The sequence below is a fragment of the Methylobacterium sp. CCH5-D2 genome (assembly GCF_001556475.1).
GTDB classification, from domain to species: domain Bacteria; phylum Pseudomonadota; class Alphaproteobacteria; order Rhizobiales; family Beijerinckiaceae; genus Methylobacterium; species Methylobacterium hispanicum.
Genome location: NZ_LSIX01000805.1, coordinates 1 through 6,795, shown reverse-complemented (window position 1 = coordinate 6,795; position 6,795 = coordinate 1). Strand labels below are relative to the sequence as shown.

Annotated in this window: 8 protein-coding genes; 4 read left to right on the top strand and 4 right to left on the bottom strand. The window is 72.9% G+C overall.

Annotation, left to right across the window (positions count from 1 at the left end):
• Positions 1-120: 120 nt before the first annotated feature.
• The gene (locus tag AX737_RS21310; protein WP_066924721.1) at positions 121-753 is read right to left on the bottom strand and encodes a 2,3-bisphosphoglycerate-dependent phosphoglycerate mutase; all 633 of its coding nucleotides are present in this window, start codon (positions 751-753) and stop codon (positions 121-123) included.
• A 105-nt stretch (positions 754-858) separates the two neighbouring features.
• The gene (gene dapB / locus AX737_RS21305) at positions 859-1,656 is read right to left on the bottom strand and encodes a 4-hydroxy-tetrahydrodipicolinate reductase (RefSeq protein WP_066924719.1); all 798 of its coding nucleotides are present in this window, start codon (positions 1,654-1,656) and stop codon (positions 859-861) included.
• A gap of 113 nt (positions 1,657-1,769) precedes the next feature.
• Between dapB and AX737_RS21300 the strand changes: the two genes are divergently transcribed.
• Positions 1,770-3,452, top strand: a complete 1,683-nt coding sequence (locus tag AX737_RS21300; RefSeq protein WP_066924717.1) for an iron ABC transporter permease — start codon at positions 1,770-1,772, stop codon at positions 3,450-3,452.
• Here AX737_RS21300 and AX737_RS21295 read toward each other — a convergent pair.
• Together AX737_RS21295 and AX737_RS21290 are read right to left on the bottom strand one after the other, a co-directional pair.
• The gene (locus tag AX737_RS21295) at positions 3,449-4,156 is read right to left on the bottom strand and encodes a response regulator transcription factor (protein WP_082773204.1); all 708 of its coding nucleotides are present in this window, start codon (positions 4,154-4,156) and stop codon (positions 3,449-3,451) included. The two genes, AX737_RS21300 and AX737_RS21295, sit on opposite strands and share 4 nt — an antisense overlap.
• Complete coding sequence (locus AX737_RS21290; protein WP_066924723.1) at positions 4,156-4,698, bottom strand: MarR family transcriptional regulator; 543 nt, start codon at positions 4,696-4,698, stop codon at positions 4,156-4,158. The genes AX737_RS21295 and AX737_RS21290 overlap by 1 nt, the downstream gene beginning before the upstream one ends.
• Positions 4,699-4,970: 272 nt before the next feature.
• Between AX737_RS21290 and AX737_RS21285 the strand changes: the two genes are divergently transcribed.
• The 3 genes from AX737_RS21285 to AX737_RS21275 all read left to right on the top strand — a co-directional run.
• Complete coding sequence (locus AX737_RS21285) at positions 4,971-5,858, top strand: branched-chain amino acid aminotransferase (RefSeq protein WP_066924714.1); 888 nt, start codon at positions 4,971-4,973, stop codon at positions 5,856-5,858.
• Between the two features lie 90 nt (positions 5,859-5,948).
• On the top strand, positions 5,949-6,209 hold the full coding sequence (locus AX737_RS21280) for a DUF3072 domain-containing protein (RefSeq protein WP_066924712.1): 261 nt from the start codon (positions 5,949-5,951) through the stop codon (positions 6,207-6,209).
• 223 nt (positions 6,210-6,432) lie between these two features.
• Positions 6,433-6,795, top strand: a 363-nt coding sequence (locus AX737_RS21275; protein ID WP_245293483.1) for a DUF6272 family protein, incomplete at its 3' end; no start/stop codon positions are given.

Genomic DNA, 6,795 nt, shown 5'->3' with positions numbered 1-6,795 from the left:
GCGCGGCGGCCAGCACCGCCGCGACCTCCGCCCCGAGCGCGGCGCGGGACGCGGCGTCGAGCCAGCCGGGGTGGTGGACCAGCCCCGGCGCCAGCGCAATTCCGCCCTCCGGGTGCGCGCTCAGACGTCGATGTCCCGTTCCAGCACCGACTTCGCCGCGACCGTGGTGTCGGAGGCGAGGCGATAGACCAGCGGCACGCCGGTCGCGATCTCCAGGCCCGCGATGGTCTGGGTGGTCATGTGGTCGAGCACCATCACGAGGGCGCGCAGCGAGTTGCCGTGGGCGGCCACCAGCACCCGGTCGCCCGCCATCACGCGGGGCAGGATGCGCTCGATGTAGAAGGGCAGCACGCGGGCGGCCGTGTCCTTCAGGCTCTCGCCGCCGGGGGGCGGCACGTCGTAGGAGCGGCGCCAGAGATGGACCTGCTCGGCGCCCCAGCGCTCGCGGGCGTCGTCCTTGTTGAGGCCGGACAACTCGCCGTAATCGCGCTCGTTGAGGGCCTGCGAGCGGATCACCTCGATGTCGGTGATGCCCATCTCCTCCAGCATCAGCGCGCAGGTGCGCTGCGCCCGGCCGAGATCGGAGGTGAAGGCGACGTCGAAGCCGTAGCCCTCGCTCTTCAGCCAGCGGCCGGCCTTGCGGGCCTCCTCGACGCCCAGCGCGGTGAGGTCCGGGTTGCGCCAGCCCGTGAACAGGTTCTTGAGGTTCCACTCGCTCTGGCCGTGCCGAGCGAGGACGAGCAGGCGCTCCATCGATCCGTATCCCTTGCCGCCGGGACTGCCCGGCCGTCTGGTCGGGCTACTAGCAGAGCCGGGCCGGCTTACCCAAGCCGGGGGCGGGACCGGATACGGCCCGGCTTACAGCCCGAGCACGTCTGTCATCGTGTAGAGGCCCGGCGGCTTCGGATGGGCCCAGAGCGCGGCTTTCACGGCGCCGCTGGCGAAGAGGGCCCGGTCCTCGGCGTGGTGGCTGATGGTGATGCGCTCGGAGGGGCCGGCGAAGACCACGCTGTGGTCGCCGACCACGCTGCCGCCGCGCAGGGTCGCGAAGCCGATGTCGCCGGGGCGGCGCGGGCCGGTATGGCCGTCGCGGGTCGAGACGCGCACCTCCGCGAGGTCCACGCCGCGCCCCGAGGCCGCCGCCTCGCCGAGGAGCAGCGCCGTGCCCGAGGGGGCGTCGACCTTGTGGCGGTGGTGCATCTCGGCGATCTCGATGTCGAACTCCGCGCCGAGCGAGGCCGCCACCCGGCGCACCAACTCGGCCACGAGGTTGACGCCGAGCGACATGTTGCCCGAGCGCACGATGCGGGCGTGGAAGGCCGCCGCGCGCAGCGCCGCGAGGTCGTCCGCGCCGAGGCCCGTGGTGCCGACCACATGGACGATGCGGGCCTGCGCGGCGAGTTCGGCGTAGAACACGGTGGCGGCGGGCGCCGTGAAGTCGAGCACGCCGTCGGTGGAAGCGAAGGCGGCGAGCGCGTCGTCGGTGACCGGCACGCCCAGCGGGGGCAAGCCGGCCAGGGTGCCGGCGTCCTGCCCGAGGACGTCCGCGCCCGCGCGCTCGATCGCGCCCGACAGGGTGCAGCCCTCGGCCTGCGCGACCGCCCGCACCAGCATCCGTCCCATGCGCCCGCCGGCGCCGACAACCACGAGCCGCATCGCGTTTCCCTCTGAACCGCTGTCGGGTTACAGGCTCGCTCCCGGGCTGCCAAGGCGGGCGATCGGGCCGAGCCGTCGCCCGGGGGGAGAGAGCGGTGCCGCCGAGCGCACAGATGATCGTCGCCGGGACCCCGCCCCTCCGGTCGCGCGCGGCCGCCCTGCTCCTCGGGCTCGCCGCCCTCGCGGTCGCCGCCCTGGTGCTGAGCCCGGTCGCCTCGCTCGCCTACGCGGCGCTCCAGGGCACGGGCGAGCTCTGGCCGCATCTCTGGGCCTACGTGCTGCCCCAGGCCCTGTGGCAGACGGGCGCCCTCCTCCTCGGCGTCGGGTTCGTGGTGACGGTGGTCGGCACGGGCGCGGCGTGGCTGGTGGCGGCCTACGAGTTCCCGGGCCGGCGCCTCCTCGAGATCGGCCTGCTGCTGCCGCTCGCGGTGCCGACCTACATCGTGGCCTACGCCTATCTCGACCTGCTGCACCCGCTGGGGCCGGTGCAGTCGACCCTGCGTGATCTCCTCGGCCTGACGCGCCCGCGCGACCTCGCCTTCCCGGAGATCCGCTCGCTGCCGGGCTGCATCCTGCTGCTGGGCTTCGTGCTCTACCCCTACGTCTACCTGCCGACCCGGGCGCTGTTCCGGATGCAGGCGGCCAACCTGATGGAGGCGGCGCGGACCCTCGGCGGGCGCCCCGCCACGACCTTCCGCCGGGTCGCCCTGCCGCTCGCCCGGCCGGCGATCGCGCTGGGCACGAGCCTCGCGCTGATGGAGGCGCTCAACGACATCGGCGCGGCCGAGTTCCTGGGCGTGCGCACGCTGACGGTGCAGGTCTACGCCACCTGGATCAACCGCTCCGACCTCGCGGGCGCGGCCCAGATCGCCCTGGTGATGCTGGCGCTGGTGATGGTGCTGGTCGCGGCCGAGCGGCGCGCCCGCCGGGGCCGCGGCTTCGCGACCGCGGCGCAGCGCCCGCGCCGGATGGCCCGCCTGCCGCTCTCGCGAGGCGCCGGCCTCGCGGCGCTCGCCCTCGGGTTCCTGCCGGTGGCCTGCGGCTTCCTGATCCCGGCGGGCTTCCTCGGCCACAGTGCCGCCGCCCGCATCCTGCGGAGCGGGATCCCGGAACGTCTGCCGGCCGAGATCGCCAGCACGGTGCTGTATGCGGGCATCGCGACGCTGATCGCCGCCGCCCTCGGCTTCCTGGTGGCGGCGAGCCCGCGGCTGCTCGCCCGCAAGGCCTGGGGACCGGGGCTGATCCGGGTCGCCGGGCTCGGCTACGCGCTGCCCGGCACCATCCTGGCGATCGGGCTGCTCGGCCCGCTCGCGCTCGCGGACGATGCGCTCGCCGATGCGGGCCGGGCGCTGTTCGGCGTGGCGCCGGCGCTGGTCGGGCTCGGCACGGGCGGCGCCCTGGTGACCGCCTACTTGGTGCGCTTCCTCGGCATCGCGGTCGGCACCAGCGAGGCGGGGCTAGCGCGGCTGCCCGGCACCCTGCCGGACGCGAGCCGGCTCCTCGGGCGGGGGCCGCTGGCGACGCTCGGGCGGATCCAGCTGCCGCTCGCCTGGCCGGCGCTGCTCAGCGGGGCGCTCCTCGTCTTCGTCGATTGCGCCAAGGAGCTGCCCGCGACCCTGCTGCTGCGCCCGCTCAACGTCGAGACGCTGGCGACCCACCTCTACGGCGAGGCCGCCCGCGGCACCTACGAGGACGGCACGGTCGCCGCCCTGCTGATCGTGCTGGTGGGGCTGATCCCGGTGGCGCTGCTGCTGCGTGTCGATACGCCGGAGCCGGCAGCCAACGGAGCCGCCTAATCGACCGCCAGCCTGTAGCCGACGCCCCGCACCGTCTGGAGCAGCAGGGGGTTGGCCGGATCGACCTCGATCTTGCGGCGCAGGCGGTTGATCTGCACGTCCACCGCCCGCTCGGCCGCGACGCCCCCGCTGCCGGAGAGCTGCTCGCGCTCGACGTTGCCCCCGCCCGCCGCGGCCAGGATCGTCAGGAGCTCCCGCTCGCGCTCGGTGATGCGGATCACCTCCTCGCCCCGCCGCAGCTCGCCCCGGTCGGCGCGGAACACGAAGGGGCCGAAGCCGACGGGCTCCGCTCCGCCCGCCGGCCGGGCCGCCTGCGACCGGTTGATGATGTTGCTGAGCCGCAGGGTCAGCTCGCGCGGCTCGAAGGGCTTGGGCAGGTAGTCGTCGGCGCCGATCTCCAGCCCCATCACCCGGTCGTTGGTGTTGGAGCGGGCGGTCAGCATCAGGATCGGCACCCGCGAGGTCTCGCGCACGCTGCGGGCGTAGTCGAAGCCGTTCTCGCCCGGCATCATCACGTCGAGCACCAGCGCGTCGAACAGGAGGCTCTGGGCCTTCGCCCGCGCCTCGGCCGCGCTCGCCGCGCTGGTGACGCGGAACCCCTGCTCGGCGAGGTAGCGCGAGAGGAGTTCGCGCAGGCGCCGGTCGTCGTCGACGACGAGCACGTGCGGCGCGGATTCCGGCAGCTCGGGCCGCGCGAGCGCCATCAGGCGGCGTCCTGCCCGAGGACCTTGGCGTCCAGCGGACCGCCCGTCTCGCCGGTCCCCTGGCCGCGCCGCGCCATTAGGCGGCGCACCGCGGCGCGCTCGTCGGGCTCGATCATCGCGAGCAGGAAGGCTTCCGGCGAGGCGCCGGCCGCGCCCGGCATCGCGAGCGCACGGGCGAGACGCCGGGCCTGGACCCGGGTCAGCTCGGCGGCGAGCGTCGCCCCGGTGCCGGAGCAGAACAGCAGGCGCTGGCGCCGGTCGCTCGTGCCGGTGCGCTGCAGGATGTAGCCCTGCTCGATCAGGTCCTTGAGGACGCGGTTGAGGCTCTGCTTGGTGATGCGCAGGATGTCGAGGAGTTCGGCGATCGTCAGACCCGGGTAGCGATCAACGAAGTGCAGCACCCGGTGGTGCGCCCGGCCGAAGCCGTACTGCGCCAGGATCCGGTCGGGGTCGCCGACGAAGTCGCGGTAGGCGAAGAAGAGGAGCTCGATCAGGTCGTCGCTGCTGCAGGCCGTCTCGCGCGGGCTCCCCGCGCCGTGCAGGCCTCCGGCCGGCTCGCCGGCGGCGGCCTCGGCGGTCAGGTTGGCGCGCGGCGGCTCGCGTGTCACGTCTCTGGGGGTCCCGATATAAGTCAGCCTCGTTGACATATTTCAGCCCGGTTGGTACCCGTCAACCCTGCCCGGGCCGACGCGTCGGCCGGCGCGATCGAGTCCCGCGGATTTGTCCCTTGACGGATCCGCCCCACCCGGCGCACCCCGCGTTCCGCCAGACATGCCCGGCCCCCGCGGGGGCCGCCATCAGGAAGACCCTGCCGATGTCCGTCATCCCGTTCGACCAGCGCGAAGGCACCATCTGGTTCGACGGCGCCATGGTGCCGTGGCGGGAGGCGAAGATCCACGTGCTGAGCCACGGTCTCCATTACGGATCGTCGGTGTTCGAGGGCGAGCGCGCCTATGGCGGGCAGATCTTCAAGAGCCTGGAGCACACGCGGCGCCTGCACCGCTCGGCGGAACTCCTCGATTTCAGGATCCCGTTCTCGGTGGACGAGATCGAGGCGGCCAAGCAGCTCGTCCTCAAGACCAGCGGCCTCAAGGACGCGTATCTGCGCCCCGTCGCGTGGCGCGGCTCGGAGATGATGGGCGTCTCGGCCCAGGGCAACACGATCCACCTCGCCATCGCCGCCTGGGAATGGCCGAGCTACTTCGACGCCGCCACCAAGATGAAGGGCATCCGCCTCGACATGGCGGAGTACCGCCGGCCCGATCCCCGCACGGCGCCGTGCGCCTCGAAGGCGGCGGGCCTCTACATGATCTGCACGATCTCGAAGCACCGGGCCGAGAACCGGGGCTACGCCGACGCCCTGATGCTCGACTTCGAGGGCAACGTCGCCGAGTGCACCGGCGCCAACATCTTCTTCGTGCAGGACGGCGTGATCCACACGCCCACCGCCGACCGCTTTCTCAACGGTATCACCCGCCAGACCGTGATCGAGCTGGCCCGCCGCCGGGGCGTCGAGGTGGTCGAGCGCCGCATCCTGCCCGAGGAGATGGCGGGGTTCTCCGAGTGCTTCATCACGGGCTCGGCCGCCGAAGTGACACCGGTCTCCGAGATCGGTCCCTACCGCTTCACCCCGGCCGCGCTCACCAAGACGCTGATGGACGACTACCTCGCCGAGGTGCAGCCGAAGGCCGCGGCCGCCTGAGCGGTTGTCCCCCGCCGGCCCCGGGCCGGCGGGGAACCCGCCCGCGGGGCCCGCGTTGATGGGAACGTTTCAAGAACGAAAGGTTCCCTCATGGCCAAGGCCGCCGCGAAGAACGCCGACACGCACGCCACCGACAGCAACCCGAAGACCGACCCGAAGGACACCTCGAACCAGATCAAGGACCCGGACCAGTGGACCACCGGGGGCGAGCCGATGACGGGCGCGCAGGCCTCCTATCTCAAGACCCTGTCGGAGGAGGCCAAGGAGCCGGAGGCCTTCGACCCGGATCTCGGCAAGGCCGAGGCCTCGAAGCGCATCGACGCCCTGCGCAAGGAAGCCGGCCGCGACTGAGCCCGGGGACGCGCGCCGGCCGGATCCGCGCCGACCGGCGCGCGTCCTCCCGGCGCGCCGACCTACTCTTCGCCCGCGAAGCACAATCTTTGTGCATGATGCCCCGATCATGGGCTTGCAGATCGCCCCCGAAGTCTTGCCCTAGACTTGGACGATACGGCATCACGGCCCCGGAGTACGACTTCACGAGCCCGTCGTAAGACTTCGTTGAGACGTCCGGGCTATGTCTCGGATCCTGTCCGGTCGAGGGCCGAGCCGCATCGGCGCGCTGGCCCCGCTCTCGGAGGGTTCCGTGCTCGCCAACGATTTCCTGTCCTTCCACGAGGCGGCCCGGCGCAACGGGGTGATCCTCTCCTTCGGCGGCGATCTCTCCGAGAGCGTGCTGTTCTCGCTGGGCGAGGTGCTGAAGCTGCGCATGCGCCAGGACGAGACTGACGCGGGCGTGGCCAAGCGCGTGTTCTCGATCTTCGTCGAGCAGGCGCAGAACGTGATCCGCTACTCCGCCGACCGCATCCAGCCCGCGGCCGAGCCGCGGCCCGGCCGGGTCAGCGGCGGGATGATCGTGGTCGGCACCGAGGGGGACCGG